This is a genomic window from Pseudomonas batumici, from assembly GCF_000820515.1.
Lineage (GTDB): Bacteria > Pseudomonadota > Gammaproteobacteria > Pseudomonadales > Pseudomonadaceae > Aquipseudomonas > Aquipseudomonas batumici.
Genome location: NZ_JXDG01000048.1, coordinates 18,321 through 36,483 on the forward strand (window position 1 = coordinate 18,321; position 18,163 = coordinate 36,483).

15 protein-coding genes are annotated in these 18,163 nt (G+C 65.1%); 1 reads left to right on the plus strand and 14 read right to left on the minus strand.

The window, feature by feature from the left end; all coding sequences use genetic code 11:
• The first annotated feature begins 144 nt into the window (after nt 1–144).
• Entirely contained in the window at nt 145–2,088 is a 1,944-nt protein-coding gene (locus tag UCMB321_RS18405) for a DNA topoisomerase III (RefSeq protein ID WP_040069566.1), read from the plus strand.
• Between the two features lie 81 nt (nt 2,089–2,169).
• Here UCMB321_RS18405 and UCMB321_RS31485 read toward each other — a convergent pair whose 3' ends face one another.
• The 14 genes from UCMB321_RS31485 to UCMB321_RS31090 all read right to left on the minus strand — a co-directional run bounded on the left by UCMB321_RS31485 (nt 2,170) and on the right by UCMB321_RS31090 (nt 18,158).
• Complete coding sequence (locus tag UCMB321_RS31485; protein ID WP_040069569.1) at nt 2,170–2,718, minus strand: hypothetical protein; 549 nt, start codon at nt 2,716–2,718, stop codon at nt 2,170–2,172.
• A gap of 101 nt (nt 2,719–2,819) precedes the next feature.
• Nucleotides 2,820–4,052: a hypothetical protein gene (locus UCMB321_RS18415; protein WP_040069571.1), complete on the minus strand. Its 1,233-nt coding sequence runs from the start codon at nt 4,050–4,052 to the stop codon at nt 2,820–2,822.
• The gene (locus tag UCMB321_RS18420) at nt 4,049–5,590 is read right to left on the minus strand and encodes an acyl-CoA dehydrogenase family protein (protein WP_052451300.1); all 1,542 of its coding nucleotides are present in this window, start codon (nt 5,588–5,590) and stop codon (nt 4,049–4,051) included. Before UCMB321_RS18420 ends, UCMB321_RS18415 begins: the two co-directional genes overlap by 4 nt.
• Nucleotides 5,587–6,579, minus strand: a complete 993-nt coding sequence (locus UCMB321_RS18425; protein ID WP_052451301.1) for an SDR family NAD(P)-dependent oxidoreductase — start codon at nt 6,577–6,579, stop codon at nt 5,587–5,589. The genes UCMB321_RS18420 and UCMB321_RS18425 overlap by 4 nt, the downstream gene beginning before the upstream one ends.
• Nucleotides 6,576–7,787, minus strand: a complete 1,212-nt coding sequence (locus tag UCMB321_RS18430; RefSeq protein ID WP_040069573.1) for a beta-ketoacyl-[acyl-carrier-protein] synthase family protein — start codon at nt 7,785–7,787, stop codon at nt 6,576–6,578. The genes UCMB321_RS18425 and UCMB321_RS18430 overlap by 4 nt, the downstream gene beginning before the upstream one ends.
• Nucleotides 7,784–8,041, minus strand: coding sequence for an acyl carrier protein (locus UCMB321_RS18435; protein WP_040069575.1), 258 nt, complete (start codon nt 8,039–8,041; stop codon nt 7,784–7,786). Before UCMB321_RS18435 ends, UCMB321_RS18430 begins: the two co-directional genes overlap by 4 nt.
• 14 nt (nt 8,042–8,055) lie before the next feature.
• Nucleotides 8,056–8,835: an outer membrane lipoprotein-sorting protein gene (locus tag UCMB321_RS18440; RefSeq protein WP_040069577.1), complete on the minus strand. Its 780-nt coding sequence runs from the start codon at nt 8,833–8,835 to the stop codon at nt 8,056–8,058.
• Nucleotides 8,832–11,192, minus strand: a complete 2,361-nt coding sequence (locus tag UCMB321_RS18445) for an ABC transporter permease (protein WP_084615098.1) — start codon at nt 11,190–11,192, stop codon at nt 8,832–8,834. The genes UCMB321_RS18440 and UCMB321_RS18445 overlap by 4 nt, the downstream gene beginning before the upstream one ends.
• Nucleotides 11,189–11,875: an ABC transporter ATP-binding protein gene (locus UCMB321_RS18450; protein ID WP_040069581.1), complete on the minus strand. Its 687-nt coding sequence runs from the start codon at nt 11,873–11,875 to the stop codon at nt 11,189–11,191. Before UCMB321_RS18450 ends, UCMB321_RS18445 begins: the two co-directional genes overlap by 4 nt.
• 18 nt (nt 11,876–11,893) lie before the next feature.
• A complete protein-coding gene (locus tag UCMB321_RS18455) occupies nt 11,894–13,024 on the minus strand; it encodes a hypothetical protein (RefSeq protein ID WP_040069583.1) in 1,131 nt (376 codons plus the stop codon).
• Nucleotides 13,021–13,476 (minus strand): SRPBCC family protein, encoded by a 456-nt coding sequence (locus UCMB321_RS18460; RefSeq protein WP_040069585.1) that lies wholly within the window; start codon nt 13,474–13,476, stop codon nt 13,021–13,023. Before UCMB321_RS18460 ends, UCMB321_RS18455 begins: the two co-directional genes overlap by 4 nt.
• 16 nt (nt 13,477–13,492) lie before the next feature.
• Complete coding sequence (locus tag UCMB321_RS18465) at nt 13,493–16,102, minus strand: aminotransferase class III-fold pyridoxal phosphate-dependent enzyme (RefSeq protein ID WP_052451302.1); 2,610 nt, start codon at nt 16,100–16,102, stop codon at nt 13,493–13,495.
• The gene (locus UCMB321_RS18470) at nt 16,099–17,151 is read right to left on the minus strand and encodes a fatty acid desaturase family protein (RefSeq protein ID WP_167337448.1); all 1,053 of its coding nucleotides are present in this window, start codon (nt 17,149–17,151) and stop codon (nt 16,099–16,101) included. The genes UCMB321_RS18465 and UCMB321_RS18470 overlap by 4 nt, the downstream gene beginning before the upstream one ends.
• Complete coding sequence (locus tag UCMB321_RS31090) at nt 17,136–18,158, minus strand: hypothetical protein (protein WP_040069588.1); 1,023 nt, start codon at nt 18,156–18,158, stop codon at nt 17,136–17,138. The genes UCMB321_RS18470 and UCMB321_RS31090 overlap by 16 nt, the downstream gene beginning before the upstream one ends.
• Between the last annotated feature and the right edge of the window lie 5 nt (nt 18,159–18,163).

The following is an 18,163-nucleotide window of genomic DNA, read 5'->3' on the forward strand; positions in this document are numbered from 1 at the left end:
TTCCCGAGTACCTGCTGAACAAGCCGAGGCGCCCCCTGCCAAATCGCAACCTCTAGCTGTATATTCATACAGATAAAGGTTGCCCGGCGCGCCAACACTGAGCATCCTGTAGCCCTTGCCAGGCGCTGATGAAACAAGGTGGTTATGCGGTTGTTCCTCTGTGAGAAGCCTTCCCAGGCCAAAGACATTGCCGCGGTGCTCGGTGCCACGCGCCGTGGCGACGGCTGCTGGGTGGGCCCGAATGCCACTGTCACCTGGTGCATCGGCCACCTGCTGGAAACCGCCCCGCCGGATGCCTACGACGCCCGCTACAAACGCTGGGTGCTGGCCGACCTGCCCATCGTTCCGGAAAAATGGAAGATGCAGGTCAAGCCCAAGACCGCCAGCCAGTACAAGGCGGTCAAGCGCCTGCTGGGCGAAGCCCGGGAACTGGTGATCGCCACCGACGCCGACCGCGAAGGGGAAATGATCGCCCGCGAACTGGTCGAGCACTGTCGCTATCGCGGGCCGATCCAGCGGCTCTGGCTGTCGGCACTGGACGACGCCTCGATCCGCAAGGCGCTGGCGGTGCTCAAGCCCGGCGGCGAAACCTTTTCGCTCTATCATTCGGCCCTGGGACGCTCGCGGGCCGACTGGCTGATCGGCATGAACATGAGTCGCCTGTTCACCCTGCTCGGCCGCCAGTCCGGCTACCAGGGCGTGCTGCCGGTGGGGCGCGTGCAAACCCCGACCCTGCGCCTGGTGGTGGACCGCGACCGCAGCATCGCCGACTTCGTGCCGGTGGCTTACTGGGCGATCGACGTGCACCTGCTGCACGACGGCCAGCCCTTTGTCGCCCAGTGGCGCGCCCCGCAGGACACCTGCGATGACCAGGACCGCTGCCTCAACCAGGCCCTCGCCCAACAGGCCGCGAGCGCCATGGGCGCGGCGTCCGGCGCCACGGTGGTGAAGCTCAAGACCGAGCGGATTCGCGAGCCCGCACCCCTGCCCTTCGACCTCGGCACCCTGCAGGAAGTGTGTTCGAAAAGGCTCGGGCTGGGCGCCCAGGAGACACTGGATATTGCCCAGGCGCTGTACGAAACCCACAAGGTCATCACCTACCCGCGCAGTGATTGCGGCTTTCTGCCCCTGAGTCAGCACGGCGATGCCGGCCGGGTACTGGCGGCGCTGGAGCGGGCTGATCCGAGCCTGGGCAAGCTGGCGCCCTATCTCGATCCGTCGCGCCGTTCGCGAGCCTGGAACGATGCCAAGGTCACGGCCCACCACGGGATTATCCCGACGGGCAGCGGCGCCAGCCTCGACCGTTTGCAGGGCAAGCCGCGCGCCGTCTACAGCCTGATTCGCGCCCGTTACCTGGCGCAGTTCCTGCCCCCTCACGAATACGACCGCACCCAGGCCGATTTCGACTGCGCGGCACAGGCGCTGCGGGCCGTGGGCAAGCAGGTCATCGAACCCGGCTGGAAACGTGCCTTGCCTGAAGCCCTGGCACCGGCCAAGGGACGTGAAGCCCCCGAGCCACAGGCCTTGCCGGCACTGCGCGAAGGCACCGAGTGCGCGCTGAGCCGAGTCGAGCTCAAGGACCTCTGGACCCAGCCGCCAAAGCCCTTTACCGAAGGCGACCTGATCAAGGCGATGAAAAACGTCGCCCGCTATGTGGAGGACCCGCGCCTCAAGCAGAAACTCAAGGACACCACCGGCATCGGCACCGAAGCCACCCGCGCCGGCATCATCCAGGGCTTGCTGGATCGACATTACCTGGTCAAGCACGGCAAAAGCCTGTCAGCGACCCCGGCGGCCTTCAGCCTGATCGATGCGGTACCGCGGGCGATTGCCGACCCCGGCACCACGGCGATCTGGGAACAGGCCCTGGACATGGTGCAAAGCGGCGAGATGAGCCTGGAAGAGTTTGTCGCCAAGCAGGCCGCCTGGATGAGCAAGCAGGTGGGACGCTGTGTCGAGTTGAAATTGCAGATCGCCCTGCCGGCCGGGATGGCGGGACAAGGCGCGGCGCCCTGGAAGAAGAAGCGCAAGGCTTCGGCCGGCAAGCCGGGCAGAACCCGACGCCCACCGAAGTCGGCCGCCTCCTGACGGATTGAGCGTTCCCACGCGGGTGCGTGGGAAGGCTCAAGGCAGGTACCTGGACTTAAATGAGCAGCATGAAGGCTGTCGTTACTTCACCTTTCTGCCCAGGTCATCGACGCTACGTTTCAGGCTCTCCAGATCGTGCTTCAGATCACTGACATCGCGCTTGAGGCTGGACAGCTCGCTGGAATTCGAACTGGAGCTTGAACCCGAGCTGCGCTTGAGATCGTCCACTTCGCGACTGAGCTTGTCGATACTGCGATCCTGATCGCTCACGCTGCGCTTGAGGCCGGAAAGATCGCTGTTGTTCGAGTTGGAACTCGAGCTGCTATTGCGTTTGAACTCCTCGATGACACGAGCCTGGTCATTGATGATCTTCTTCAGGTTCTCCAGTTCGTCGGCATTGCGCTTCTGCAGTTCCTTCATCTTCTGAAAATCATCAACCGTGAAATCGGTGTTGCGCAGTGAGTACCCGGAGCTCGTATCGCCATGGGTTGCGGCGAGACGATCGAAGCGCCCGGCATCCAGGTCTTCGACATTCACCGCGGCCTGAGCCGCAAGCGCTGAACCGCCGAGCAGAAGTACAAGCAAGCCGGTAGCGGGAATCGTGAAAGAGGGTTTGAAACGAGCGCGCATCACTTGTCATCCTTGTGAAGTGCCGAGATGGCACATAGCTATGACTCGCTTCACCCGCAGAGGTTCCACCTCCGACGTGCTGATTCCCGACCGCCTGAAAGTCAGAACGAGTAACGCACGGCATTGACCCAGCGGGTCTGATCCTCGAAGAAACCGAAGCTGCTCCGATCGCCTGCAAACACATCCAGCCCGGTGCGCAGTTGCCAGTGGGCATCGAGGTCATAGCGCATTTCCAGGGCGGCATACTGCGCGGATTGCCTCAGGTCCTGGGCGACGTATGCCGTCAGGTAGAGCCGTCCTTGCAGCATTTCCCGGCGTATCGCCAGACTGACGATTTCCGAGCGACCCTGGTCAAGGGCCTGGTCGACAGCGTCCTTCCACTGGTTGTAGTACTGCACGCCGAAGAACCAGTCTCCGGTCAGGTAATCGACGCCCAGCAACAATTGCCGCTGCCGGCTCTTCTTCACATCGACGATCCCCGTCGGTGCCCGGTAGTAGCGATAGTCATCCGGGGTCAGCGCCGCCTCGCCCTTGACCACCACCGGACCGACAGGCACGGCAAAGGAGCCGCCGAACAAGGTACGGCGCTGCAACTGCTCGCGATAGCTCAGGCCGCTGCGCGTGAGTTCCGGGGTCAGGGTGTCTTCGGTTTGCCAGCCATGCCAGGCGTTGAGGGAATAGTCGACGCCCGCGGCATTGCCGCTCCAGCGCAGTGCCGGGGTCCAGTCCGCCGGCTTGCGCCAGTCCGGGTCCGATGCCTCGCTTCGGGGGATGCCGGTGAGCAGATCGCCGACCCGGGGCTCGGCAAAACGCCCGTCGCTGGATGGCAGCAGGTCCTTGCGGGTCTGCGGGATCAGCAACATCTGCAACGACTGGTCCTCGAACACCGAGCACTCGCTGTTGAGCATCGCCAGAGGGCGGCGCTGCTGGACATAGTCACCGAAGAAACCTTCGCGCCGGTCGAAAGGATGAATGACATCCAGTACCCGCAAGCGGTCGGCGCTGCCCCACACCACCTGTTGCACACCGAGGGTCGAGGTGCAGCGTTCGCCCTGGTATTCGGCGAACAGCTCGCGCGGTTCGATCTCGTGGTAATCACCGTCGAGCTTGTTCTCCTGCAGCGCCCTGACCTGCGCCTTCAGCCGCCAGCCCGACTCCCCTTGCCAGGCACCGCCCAGCAACGCGGAATATTCGTCGAGCCCCCACTCGCCCTCGCGGGTCACGGCCTGGCGGGTCTCCAGCCGGCCATTGAAATCCACGGCATCAAGTGCACTGGCCTGGCTGTCGATGCTGAACAACAACAGCGCCCCCAGGCCCAAGGTTCTATTGATCATGCATCATCCCCACACACCAGCAGCTCATCGAGCGCGACCTCCTCGTCGGCACGCTGTCGGTCGAAAGCGCCGATCCGGGCATCGACCCATTCACCGAGCCCGGCCAGGGCGAAACGCGGCGAAGCCAGATGCTCCCAGTCGCGCGCAGCCCTCTCCAGGCGCGACGCCACCCAGGGACGACAATGCTCTTCCAGCGCCTGGGCCGAGAGCATCAGCCAGACGACACACTGCCCCAACTGGAGCACCTGCTCGGACAAGCGATCATTGTCCCGTGGCTGCAACCGCTCGCTGGACAGCCAGGCGTCCAGTCGCTGGATAGCCAACTGGCCGTGGGGCATGAACGCCAGGTACGCCTTGATCACCGCCGGCTGCTCCAGCACGCGCTGCCCGATAAAGGCCGCCAGGGTCTGCGACGGGCCCTCGAACAGACGGGTGATGCGCGCATCGCGCCAGAGCTGGCCGATGGGGTTGTTATCGCAGTAGCCGCGGGCGCCGAGCATCTGCAAGGCGCTGTCGCTGACTTCGCCCAGCAGCTCGCTGGCCAGCCACTTGACCGCCGCCAGCACCTCGGCCGGTGGCGCGGGCTGTCCCTGGTCCAGGCCCGTGGCCAGGTCATCGACCCAACCGCCGAGGGCGGTTGCCGCGCAGATAGCCCCGCCGATCTGCGCCTGGGTGTGCTCGTGATCCCAGAGTCGATGGGTGCCCAGGGAGCGGCGCGTGCTGTAGCGGGTCATCAGTTGCACACAGCGCCACAGGGCGCCGATGCAGGTGGCAGCAATGCCCAGGCGACCGAAGACCATGGTGTCGCTGGCCACCGCCATCCCGGCGAACTGGCTGCCCAGCACCTGCTCCGCGCCGACCTCGACGGCGTCGAAATGCACCTGGTTCTGGACCATGCCCTTGAGACCGAGGGTCAGCGCCTCGCTGCCCTGGCCCAGCCCCGGCTGGTCGGCATCCAGGCAGAAACCGATAAAACCGCACTCGCGCCCCTGCTCGTCCAGATGCCGCGCAAACACCGAGATCACCCCGGCCCAGGCGGCAGAGCCACACCAGGACTTGCGCCCGTCCAGACGCCAATGATCGCCCTCGCGCCGTGCCGTCGCCGCCAGGTTCAGCGGGTTGGAACCGGCCCCCTGCTCGGTCAGGGCAAAGGCGGCCAGCATCCGCCCGGTGGCCAGTTGGGGCAGGTAGCGCGCCTTCGCGGCGGCTGAGCCGAAGCGCTGGATCGGACGAATGCCCAGGCCGTTGTTGAGCCCGACGAAAAACGCCAGGGTCAGGTCGATGGCCCCCAGTTGGCGCTGCACCCGCAACAGCTCGAACGTCGAAAAGCCCAGCAGGCCGCCCTGGGCCTCGGCGACCTGCATGCCCAGCACCCCGCGATTGCCCAGGGCCAGCACCAGGTGCGGCGGCAGGCAGCGGCGCGCGTCCATCAGGCGGAAATCCAGACGCCCGGCCCAGTCCTGCAACCATTGGTTCAGCTCGGTGACGGCCGGGGTGTCGGGACGTGCCGCCTGGGCAAATGCCGTCCATGCATTCATTGCTCGATCTCCTGTCGGGCCAACAGCCAACGGGCCGTCTCGCCGACCAGTTGCTCCAGCGTCTGCCGGGGCGCGAAGCCCACCTGCTGGCGGGCCTTGTGGGTGCGGTAGTAGACGTTCATCCCCAGCAGGCGGACCACATCCGCCGAGAGTCGCAAGGGGATCAGCGAGGTCAGCAGATCCAGCGGCCGCAACAGCGCCACGATCCATTTGAGGGTCGAACCCCGCGGTTGCCAACGCGGCTCGGACACCCCCAGCGCGCGGCCCATGCCGGTGAACAATTCGCGATAGCTGACGTTCAGGCTGCTGAGGATGTAGCGCTCGCCGCGCCGGCCCTTGTCCATGATTGCCAGCAGCCCTTGCACCAGGTCCTCGGCACCGATCACGGCGATCCCGCCGGGCGGGATGAACGGCAGGCGACGCTGATGCAGGTCCAGCATGACCTTGCCCCAGCCATGCCGCACATCGCAATTCGGTGCGATGACGGCCGACGGGCAGGCGATCACGATGTCCATTCCCTCCGCGCAAAACTGCCGGACCCGTTCCTCGGCCGCGCGCTTGCTGTGCATGTAGGCCAACCTGAAGGCCGCGCCGTTGTAGGCCATGTGTTCATCCGCCTCGCCGGCCGGATAGCCCACGGCGGCAATAGACGACACATGCAGCACCCGCCGCACGCCGGCGCGACGCGCGGCGTGCAGCAGGTTGACCGTGCCTTGCACATTGACCGCGAACATCCGCGCCCGGGCGCTTTCATAAGGCAGCGCCAGGCCGGCGGCGTGATAGATCAGGTCGACACCGTCCAGTGCCCGTTCGAGGCTGGCCGGATCGAGCAGATCCGCCACGCGCCAGGACACCCGGTCACTCACCGACACCAGGGCCGACGCCGGGTCGTTTGCCAGGACCAGCACGGCGACCGCCTCCCCGCGCGCCAGCAAGGCCCGCACGATATGGCTGCCCAGGCAGCCGCTGGCCCCCGTCACCAGGATCATTGCTCACCCTCCCCGGCTCGCCCCAAGGCCAGGGAGACATTGAGCCCGCCGAAGGCGAAGGAGTTCTTCAACCAGGCCTCGACCCGGGCCGGGCGAGCGCCTTCGGTGACGTAGTCCAGATCGCATTCGGCATCCGCCGCCTGGTAATTGAGGGTCGGCGGGATCCGGTCCTGCAAGGTCGCCATCAGCCCGCCGATCAACTCCACCACACCGGCAGCACCCATCAGGTGGCCGATGGCCGACTTGACCGAGGACACCTGCAAGCGATCCGCATGATCGGCAAATACCTGGCGGATCGCTGCCGTTTCACAGCGGTCATTGAGCAAGGTGCCGGTGCCATGGGCATTGATGTAGGTGAAGCTTTCGGGCGCCAGCCGGCTGTCGGCCATCGCCTTGCGCATCGCCAGCGCGGGACCTTCCACCGACGGCTTGATCAGGTCCCCGGCATCGCTGTTGACGCCGTAGCCCAGCACGCGGGCCAACACCCGCGCACCGCGTGCCCTGGCATGGGCCAGGGTTTCCATGACCAGGACACCCCCGCCCTCGCCCAGCACCATGCCGCGGCGGCCGGCGGAAAACGGTCGGCAGGTGTCCGGCGCCATGGCCCGCAACGCCTCCCAGGCTTTCCACACCAGCGGATTGAGACAGGCATCGGTGCCACCGGCCAGAACGATGTCGGCATCGCCCTGGCGCAGCAGCCGATAGGCCTCGCCGACCGCCTGGGTCGACGAGGCACAGGCGGTGCTCAACGTCATCGCCGGGCCCTTGAAACCGTAACGCAGGCTCAGGTGACTGGCCGCGGCATTCGCCATGACCCGGGGCACGGTCCAGGGGGCCAGGGTCTGGCTGCCGGCCTGATAAAGATCCAGGTAGGCACTGTGCAGCGAGTCGCTGCCGCCCACCGCCGTGCCCATGTACACCGCGCACCGATGGCGGTCGACCGCCTCCATGTCCAGCGCCGCCATGTCCAGCGCCTCGCGCCCCGCCAGCAGGGCGAACTGGGTCGAGCGGTCGAACATCAGCAACTCGTTGGCGCTGAAGCAGCCCTCCAGCGCCTGTTCGGGCAGCGCGCCGGCATTGCACTGTCCCGGCAGCCACGGCACCCGGGCAATCGCACAGTGCGAGCGGGCCAGACCATCCCACAAGGCTTGCCGACCGATACCGAAGGGCGACACACAGCCGACGCCGGTGATCACGACCTCATTCATGAAGCGACTCGCAGGCTCGCCAGTTGCTCGGCGAGTATCTCGATCAGGCGGGCCACCGAACTGATGTCGGTGTGGCTGTAGCTGGACAGATTGACCTGGAAGCGTTTCTCGATGGCGTACGTCAGCTTCAGCACGTCCAGCGAGTCGAGCCCCAGTTCGTCGACACTGAGCTGGATGTCCAGCTCGGTGATGTCCAGTTCAAGGGTCGTGGCCAGCAGTTCCAGCACCACGGTTTCCAGGGATTGAGTCGACATGATGGGTACTCGGATCAATGTTCGGTGCGCAGGGCACGCTGGGTGAAATTGGCCTCGGCGATGCCGGGATTGATGCTGACCTTCTCGACGATCATCCGCGTGCTCTTGTTCGCAGCCAGGTTGAACATGGTCTGGGCGGTCGGTCGGCTGAAGCCGCCCACCACCTGCAGGCCATCGGTCTTGAGCTGCTTGACCAGCGTGCCCTGGGCGTCGAAGTAGTCGATCTGCACCGGGTAGCGGCTGCTCTCCTCCAGGTAGTAGACCTTGCGCGAATAACCCGAGATGCGCGCCTCTTCGGTCTGCGCGCGGGCCTCGATCCGGCGACAGGCCGGCCAGCTCAGGCAGGGTTCGGGCTTGCCCAGGCTGGCGAACTGGTAGCTGGCCAGCTTGTAGTCCTCGAAATCCTCATAGGTGAAGTCGGTGCCCATGAACCAGTTCTGTTTCTGCGAACCGGCCAGGCGCCGCAGGTTCTTGGTCGAGGGGGTGTAGGACCAGATATCGTTGGTCGCCGCACCGCTGTCCTCGATCAGCAGCGCAACGTTCTTCACCGCCGCCGGCGCCGTGAAGCGCACCAGCGTGCCGGTGCGGTCGCTCATGCGCTTGTCCAGCCGCGTGAGCTGGCGGGTGAACGTCAGGTGGTCGGCCTCGAACAGCTCCATGCGGTAGTCGATCTGTTCATCCTGGGCCTTCATGCGCCGGTCGGAGTCCTGCATGATCGACAGGGCATCGTCGGCCAGCGCCGGCCAGGAACAGGTCAGCAACACGGGTAAAACGGCAAGCAATCGGCGAGTCATCCAAAATTCCTGAGTTTGAGGGTGTCGACCGCGGGGATGCGCAACACATGGCGAATGGCGGGCATCGCCGCGAAGGGAATGATCAACAGGGCGGGCAGGATCACCCGCAGGAAATCGCTCGAGGCCGGGTCAGTGTTGATCTTGAACCAGACATCGGTCAGGCGATGGTTGAGCACCGCGCCCAGGCCGTAGCCCAGGGGAATGGCCACCAGTCCGGCCACCACGGCGATGCTGAAGGTTTCGCAGAGCATGATCAGCGACACGTTGCGGTCGCTGAAGCCGAGGATGCGCAGCACCCCGTATTCGCCGCGTCGACCGACAATGCTGAAGTTCATGCTGGTCACGGCGAACAGCAAGGCGATCGCGATGCTCATCAGCGCCGAGATATGGATGATCACCCAGATATGCGAGCTGATTTCCAGGATGGCGGCGACGATGTCCTGCTTGGAGGTCACCCGCACCACACCCGGCACGGCATAGATCCGCGCGTCTTCCAGGCCCGCCGCACCGGTGTCGACCAGATAGGCCCCGGTGAACTGTTCATCCAGCGCCAGCATGCGCCGGGCGTAGTCCTTGCTGGTGATCACCTCGCCCGGCAAGGCCCCGGAGAACACCCCGACGACCCTCGCCTGATAGTCGTTGCCACGGACCTTGAGGGTCAGCCGGTCACCGGGACCGACACCCTGGGCAATCGCGATGCGCCGCTCGATCACCACGGCATCGCGATCACCGTCCAGCAGCATGCGACCTTGCATCAGGTTGACATGGCGCACGCCGTCGGCCGGCGCTATCCCCAGCAGGCTGGCATTGTCCAACCGCCCGCGGCCACTGACCTGGGCGCCGCCCTTGACGAAGGTTGACCAGCGACTGCCCGGCGCCAGCGCCTGCAGACGGGAGATATCCTCATCCCACCAGGGCACGTCCAGGTCGACCACGCGGCTCCAGTTGTCGCGCTCGACGTTGTTGATCGCGGTGCGCTCCATGGAGGTCAGGGAAATGTAGAAGGCGATGGTGATCGCGATGCTCGCCGCCATGGCGAGCACGGTCACCAGGCTGATGCGCCAGCTACGCAGCAGGTTGCGCAAGGAATAACGGAACCAGAACGGGCCGCCGATATGCCGCAGGCAGGCGACCATGCGTTGGGCCAGGGGCTGCTCCTGGCCGGCACCGACATCGCGCAGGGCGTCCATCGGCGTGATGCCCAGGATCGAACGCATGGGCAGGTACATGCCCAGGGCCACGGTGCCGCACAGCACCAGGCCGGCGCGCCACAGATAAGGCAGCTGGAACACCAGGCGCGGCTCCGGCATGCCGATGGCCCGCGCGTAGTTCAGGCCGAACGCGTACATGTCGAACAGGGCGAAGCCGCAACCGAGCAGCAGCGCCGCCGCGATCAGCATCAACGCCGGCAGGCTGTAGGCACAGGCGACCTGTCGACGGGTATAGCCGAGGGTGAGGAACATGGCGATCAGCGGCCGCTCTTCCTTGGCCCACTGGTACATCAGGAAGAACACCACCAGGGTCGACGACAGGGCGAAGATCAGCACCACCGTGGGCAGGAATACCTTGAAGGTGTTGAGGTCCAGTTCGAGGAATTTCTGGCTGAACTGCTCCTGGCGCGGCAGCACATAATCGACCGCCAGGCGGGTCTGGGCCCGCTCGGTCACGGCCTGCTTGATCCGGCCCAGGTCGGCATCCGCGGACAGGCCGAACAGCAGGCTGTTCACCGCGGCGAAGCCCAACTGTTGACGCATCAGCGCCTGGTCGGCGAACACCACGCACAACGAACCGTTGCTCGGCACATAGACGCTGGGATTCAACGGCGCCACCAGGTACTCCGGGCTTTCGACGATGCCGACGACCTCGACCGGGTAATCGGCATGGCCGGAAACGAAATTGAACCGGTCCCCTACCCGCTTGCCATGGAACGCGGCGCAGTTGCGCTCCAGCACCACGCCGGCGGCGTCCTGCGCATCGGGCAAGCGGCCGGCGAGCACCTTGAGCCGGTTGACCGTGGAGAAATCCTGCGCCGGCGAACTGATCATCAGCGCCGCCACCGGCTGCTCGCCGCCCAGCGGCACCAGCCCGGGCATCAACAGCCGCGGGTAGGTGGCGCTCACCCCGGGGATGTCATCGAACGTCGGCAGGTTGATCTGCTCGTCCGGGGCGAAGATCACTTCAAGCCCGGCCATCGAGGCCGACGACTGGATGTCTTCCACGGTATTGAACAGGCTGTCGATCGCCGAGTAGGCGCCCACCAGCACGCCGAAGGTCGAAGCGCAGATCAAGGCGATGGTCAGCAGCCGGTAACGAATGACCAGGATCGAACGCAGTACATGCCGGACCAGCATATTCATTGGGCGGCCCTGTGCAGGTGACCGGAACGCATTTCGTAGACCTGGTCGGCATGCTGCCCCAACGCCGGGTTGTGGGTGACGATCACCACGGTCACCTGTTTCTCTTCCTGCATCTGGCGCAGCAACTCGAACACCCGCATCCCGGTGTCCTCATCCAGGCTGCCGGTCGGCTCGTCGGCGAGGATCAGTTGCGGTTCCTTGATCAGCGCACGGGCAATCGCCACGCGCTGCTGCTGTCCGCCGGAGAGCTTGGCGGGAAACTTCTCGGCGTGCTCCAGCAGCCCGACCTTGTGCAGGTACTCTTCGGCCCGACGATGGTCCTGGGCGGTGACCGTGCGGATCGGCTCCAATCCGGTCAACACGTTTTCCTTGACCGTCAGCGTCGGGATCAGGTTGTGGAACTGGAAAATGAACCCGACCCGCTCGGCGCGAAAGCGCGTCAACGCGGCAAAGTCCATCGAGTCGAGCAGTGCGTCGCCGACCCGGACCCGCCCCTCGTCGCCCCGGTCCAGGCCGCCGAGGATGTTGAGCAGCGTGGTCTTGCCCGAACCCGAGATGCCGCGGATCACGGTCATGCTGGCCCGCGCGATATCCAGGTCGATATGGTTGAGCACCAGGCTGCGACCATCGCCGCTGGGGTAATACTTCTTCAGGCCCGCGAGGGAAATCAGGGGTGTGTCCATCCGGTTTGCAACTCCGTTTCAGAGCGATGTTTCAACGAGATCGAGCCCGAACACGCCATAGCGTTTGGTCCGGCGCATGCCCAGGTTGCGTGCCAGCACATAGCTGGAAGGGTTGCGGTCATCGATCCACATGGTGTCCAGGCGGCCGAAGCGCGGTTCGGCATAACGACCGATCTCGTCGCCGATCAAGCGCCCCAGGCCACTGCCCTGCACGGTGGGATCGGCACCGATCAGCGCGATCACCGCGCCATCGACGCTGCGTTTGTAGCGGCCCAGCTTGAACAGGTCGAACAGCCCCAGGCTGCCCTTGAGCTTGTCGAGGATCTGGTTGAGGTCCGGCAGGATCAGGAAAAACGCCACGGCCCGCCCCTCGAGCTCGATCAGCTTGATGCCCTCCAGGTCGATGAAGGTCTTGACGCTGTCGATCTGGAACTTGAAGCTCGCTGCGGAAATCGGCGCCACCTCGTAGTTCTCCGCGAATGCACTGTTGAACAGGCAACGGACTTCATCGAGGTTGTCGCGCAAATCGGCGCGGGTGGCGGTGCGCACGCTGAACTGGCTGCCCGGCATCACCCGGTCGCTGCGACTGGCCTTGCGCCGTACCCGGTACTGCTCGGCGGTCACGCCATAGGTGCTGAAGGTAAAGGCCAGCTCGAAACCCAGTTGCTTGAGGGTGTCGGCGTACCAGAGCGGGTTGTAGGTTTGCAGCAGCGTCGGCGCACGTCCGTCGATATTCTCCAGCAGCAGCGCCGCGTCCTGGGTCGAGGTGTAGCTGTAGGGCCCCAGCAGGCGGGACTTGCCGCGTGCCCTGGCCCAGTTGCCCACGGCCTCGAACAAGGCGCGGGCAACCGCGGGATCCGGCGCGACCTCGAAGAAACCGAAGAACACATGCTCATCGCCAAAACGCTCGTTGTAGGCGGCATGGATACTCACGCTGATCCGACCCTGCACCTGGCCCTGCGCATCCACCGCGAGGAAATGCTCGATCTCGGCCTCGCGGAAAAACGGGTTGTGCCGTGGCGAAAGCAGGCGTTTCATGTCACTGCGCAGCGGCGCAATCCACAACGGGTCATCGGCATACAACCGAAACGGCAATTCGATGAACTGCTTCAGGCGCTTGGGGCTGTCGACGGCTTGAATGCTGATCATGCGACGACGTCCAACAACTGTTGCATGTTGCGATGGCGCGCCTCGAAGATGCGGTTCATGTAGGCATTGACGAACAGCCGCTCCAGCAGTGCGCCGCCGATGGCCCGGTAGGTGACCCGGTCGGTGTAGAGCGTGCCGCCTTCGGCAGCCTTGACCAGGTGCTCATGGCGAAACGCACTGAGCGGCCCCTTGACCATCTCGTCGATGAAGTGCTGGCTGTCCTTGACCTCGCGGATGCGCACGGTCCAGTTGGCCGGAATGAAACCGAACATCCAGTGCCGGAAGCGGAACTCGCGCCCCTGCTCAATCCGCAGGTCGGCGATGTCGATCTTGCCCAGCGGCGTGACAGGCTCCGGGAAGATCTTCGGGAAGTTGGCCCCTTCCAGGCAGAAGTCGAACACTTCGGCGCAACTGCGCCCCTTGATCAACGTGGTCTTTTCCAATACGGGCATGTGGCGTGCTCTCTCTTCAAATGGGTTCGGCGACCGGCTGGAAACGTTCGGCGTAACGTTGCCAGGCTTGTGGATCCAGGGCCTTGTCGAAACTGCGCAAGCCCGCCAGCTTGAAACCGTGGCGCCCCGCCAGGCCTTCGATCAGCTCGAGGTCGTCATTGCTCAGGTCCAGCCCCAGGCTGGCATGACGCCATTCGCCCTCGAGGGCGAGCATCATGGTCTCGGCCATGCAGGCGTAGGCCAGGTCGTCGGGGATCCCGTAGCGCGAACCCAATCGCGCGTCGCCCGGCATCTCGACGATGCCACCGTCGAGCACCAGCACATCGGGGCGGCGGGCCGCGATGTCCTGGCTGACATTGGCCGGCCGCGAGATGTCGCAAAGGATGGTGCCGACGGCGATATCGTCGGCGCTGATGAAACGCTCGGCGCTGTTGGTCGCGATCAAGACCAGGTCGGCATCGGCCAGCGACTGCTGGACATCGTTGCTCCACTTGAGCGGTATCCGGTCGCCGTTTTCGTCCAGCAGCGCGCGCCCCAGCTCGGCGGCTTCCTGCCCTTCCAAGCGCCGGGCAATCCTCGCCAGAACACTGCCTTGCGCCGCAACGCTCTGCGCGCCATAGGCCACCAGTTGGGTGATCACCGAGGCGAAGCGTGGCGTATTGAAGCGAGCACTCTTGGGGTTGCCGACCAGGGTCAACTGACCGGCCTGGCCGGCGATCAGCCGGGCAATGGCCGAACCGATACTGCCGGTGGCGCCGATGACCGCGACCCGCATGTCCTGCATGCGCCGCCCGGTCAGGTGCACCGCACGACAGGCGGCCTCGACCGCCGTGAGCAAGGTGTAGGTGTTGCCCGTGGTCAGGGGGATGCCCTTGTCCAGCAGACGCAGGCCGCCGCCGGTGACGATCGAGGTATGCCCGCCCAGGCCCACCAGCTTGGCACCGCGCCGCTTGGCCATGTCGATGGCCTGGCCGATCAGGGCACAGGACTCTTCCACCGGCATCGCCGCCATCTGCGCCGCCGAACGCGGCACCATGATCAGGTCGCCGCTGACCTTGCGGCCGGTGGCCGGCGAAGTCAGTTCGACCGTGGAAACGAAAAACGGATCGAGCAGCGGGTTGAGGCGCTCCTCAAGCAGTTGCAGGGAATGGCGCGAGTAATGACTGAGGCTTTCATCGAACTCGGCGTAGTTTTCCAGTTCCAGCGGATGGAGGATGAAGGCGAAATGATCGTCGGCGACCGGCTCGTCGAAGCGCGCCGCGTGCAACGGCAGGTCGCCGGGTCCCGGGGAACCGGCATCGGCCTCCAGCAGGTGCGCGAGCAAGCTGCCGGTGCGACCTTCGGCCACCAACTGCAGGGTCCGCGCCAGGGCTTGCAGGAAGTGTTCGCACTCGGCGCGTCCGGCAATCAGCGGCGGCTCCACGCGCATGACGCTGGCGCCATTGAGCGTCGGCGCCACCCGCACGCCTTCGACATTCAGCAGGTAGCTGGCCAGTACCGGGACCAGGCTTTCCTGTTCGCCCATGATGCCGGTGAAGCCGCCGTGAAACTGCGGGTAATGGCTGCGGTCGAGGGTGAACTCGATGCCGATCAGATAACCGGCGCCCCGCACCTCGCGGATGAAGCTCGGGTAGCGCTGCGCCAGTCCCTGCAGTTGCTCCAGCAGATAGGTGCCGTTGTCCCGGACGTTGTCCAGCAACTCGGGCTGGTCGCGCAACAGGTCCAGCACCTTCAGGCCGATACGGCAGGCCAGGGTGTTGCCGCCGAAGGTCGAGGAGTGTTTGTTCTGGAAGTCTTCGCTATAGGCGCTTTCGGCCAACAGGCAGGCACCGATCGGCATGACCCCGCCACCCAGGGCCTTGGCCAGCAGCAGGCAGTCGGCCTGCACCCCTTCGCTGGCGAAGAGCTTGCCGGTACGCCCGAGCCCGGTCTGCACCTCGTCGATGATCAACAGCGTGCCGTGGCGGTCACACGCCGCGCGAACGGCCTGGAGGTAGTCGGCCGGCGGCAGGTTGATGCCGCCCTCGCCCTGGATCGGCTCGACGATGATCGCGGCATAGGCGCCCGGATAGCGCTGCAATTGCGCCTCGATGGCCTGGATGTCGCCGTAGTCGACAAAGTCGAAACCCGGCAGCGGCGCCTGGAAGCCTTCCTGGTATTTATCCGAGCCGGTGGCGGACAACGCGCCCAGGGTCTTGCCGTGGAAGCTGTGATGGGTCGACAGGATGCGCTTGCGCCCGGTCTTCACCAGGCAGGCTTTCAACGCCGCCTCGACCGTCTCCGCCCCGCTGTTCTGGAAGGTCACGCTGCGGTACTTGCCCGGCGCCAGTTCCAGCAGGCGCTGGGCCAACAGGCCGCTGGCCGCCAGGCATGAGGGCTGGACGAAGATCGGCTCGCGGCTGTGCTGGAAGCTCGCCAGCTCCGCCAGCAACGCGTCCGGACTGTGGCCGAAAGGCAACGCCCCATAGGCACCGAGGAAATCCAGATAGGCCCGCCCTGGCGCGTCATACAGATAGCAGCCCTCACCGCGGACAAAGGTCTTGTCGAGCCCGACCCGGCGGATCAGTTCGCCGATGGCCGGATTGACATGCTGTTCGAAGGGGCTGATGGCTTGCCAGCGGCTCATGAAGGATTCTCTGTCGGGAAGGAAATGGAAGTCGGCGCCGGGTGCGCCGAGGCGGTCTGCCGGTACAGCTCGGCGGCCACACCGTCTGCCGCCATGACCCGCTCATGGGCGGTCTTGAGCGCGTGATAGGGCAACGCCGGGAACAGGTGGTGCATCGCGTGATAACGCTGGGCCAGGGGTTCGAACAACTCGATCCAGCCGCCCTGGCGGGCATGGGTGGTGGAGTCGCTCAATTGCCATTGCAGCGAAACAGGATGACCGGGCGAGGCGTAGCGGTGAGCCAGCCAGGTACGGAACATATTGATGAACAGCACGCCGTAGATCACCGCGAGGAACCAGCCGATCCGGTTCCAGGGCAACAGCGCACTGCCAGCGGTGACCACCAGGGCCCAGGCATACAGGCTGGTCAGGCCTTCGAGCAGACGGTTGTAAGCCTGGCGGGCGGACAGCCGCGCCGGGTTGTTGCGGTAGGCGGCATGCAAGGTCACGGCGCTGTAGCGCTCGACCACCAGCCGCCGCAACGCCGGCAGGCACCAGGACAACGGACCGACCAGGGCGAAGCGCACCCACAGCAACAACGGGGTCAACAGCGTGCCCAGCGTCAAGGTCACCATGCTGCTGGCGAAGCGCCGTTCGAACGGCAGGTATTCCGGGTCCTGGCGGGTGCCGTAGCGGGCCAGCGTGTGATGATCCATATGGCTGAGGTAGAGGAACGACGGCAGCAACAAGGGGATGCCGCAGGTCAGGTTCCACGCCAGGTTGAATCCGCGCACCGCGCGCCTGGGCATATGGCTGAGCTCATGGATGAACATCGCGCAGCGATACAGGGTGAAGACCGCCACCAGGTAGCACCCGGCCTGCAGCCACGGGCCGGCAATCTCCAGCACGGACAATGCCGCCCAGAAAGCCGCGATGTTCACGCCGAAGTCCAACCAGTAGCGCCAGGGCTGATGAGCGCGCAGGTCGTCGACCAACGGGCGCAGGGACTCGATAAAGCCACGCTCGCCCTGCCCGCTCGCTGCCGGTTCGCGCTTCAAGGACGTTTCCAAATCACACCGTCCAGATAGAAGTGGTGGAGAACGACGATCAAGGGCAGCAAGCCGACCGAAGGCATTTCCAGGCTCAGGACCAACAGGCTGGCCATCCCGAGGCTGGCGAACCAGATCCAGGGCCGCTCGCCCATCTGCCTGACCCAGCGATGGCCGGTGCCCAGCAGACCCGCCGGCACCGGCTGGTCGCTGGTCCTGCGCAAACCGGCCTGCACGGTCGAGGCGCAAACCAGGTGGTATTGCAAGGCATGGATACTGGTACCGATCAGGATCAGCGCGTAAAGATCGCCCACCAGCAGGTAGGCCGCGTTGTACAGCCCCAGCGAGACCGCCAGCATCACCTGCACGAACCTGGGCAAGGCCTCGCCGCGCAGGCCCTCACGCCATTGCATGACGATGAAGCGCAGGGTCACGATGGCGAACACGGCATAGGCCAGGACGGCCCAGATCGGCCCGATCGGTGGCGTGGGGATGGTGATATTGGCAAAGGGCAACGCCTGCCCGAAGAGCTGGTAGTCACCGAAATGAAAGCCGCCATGGCTGATCCGGTACAACAGGGGCGCGGCGAAACCGGCCAGCACCATCGTACGGATCGGCGTGGTCGAATGCCGGTAGCCGGACTTGCGCGCATACAGCGCGGCCACGCCGAAGTGTTGCTTACACACGTGATACGGTTGCCAGTACACCCAGATCGCCACCAGCCAGGCAAAGGCACCGAACGCATACAACCCGAAACACAGGGCACCGATCAGCCCCAGGCTGGCCCAGAAGCGCACCTTGTGTCGCTGGTATTCCAGCGGTTCGGCGAGCAGCCGCACGTGGGTGTGCAGTACATGGGGCACATCCAGGAACAGGGCGAACAGCAAGGCACCGATCAGAAAGGCCGGACCGTGCAGGATCGCCAGCAACAAGGCCACGGAAATCAGCGGTCCACCGATCAGGATGGCCAAGGTGTCGGCCCTGGCACTGATGAACCAGCCAGGCGCTTTATTGGGAATACTGGACATGTTCG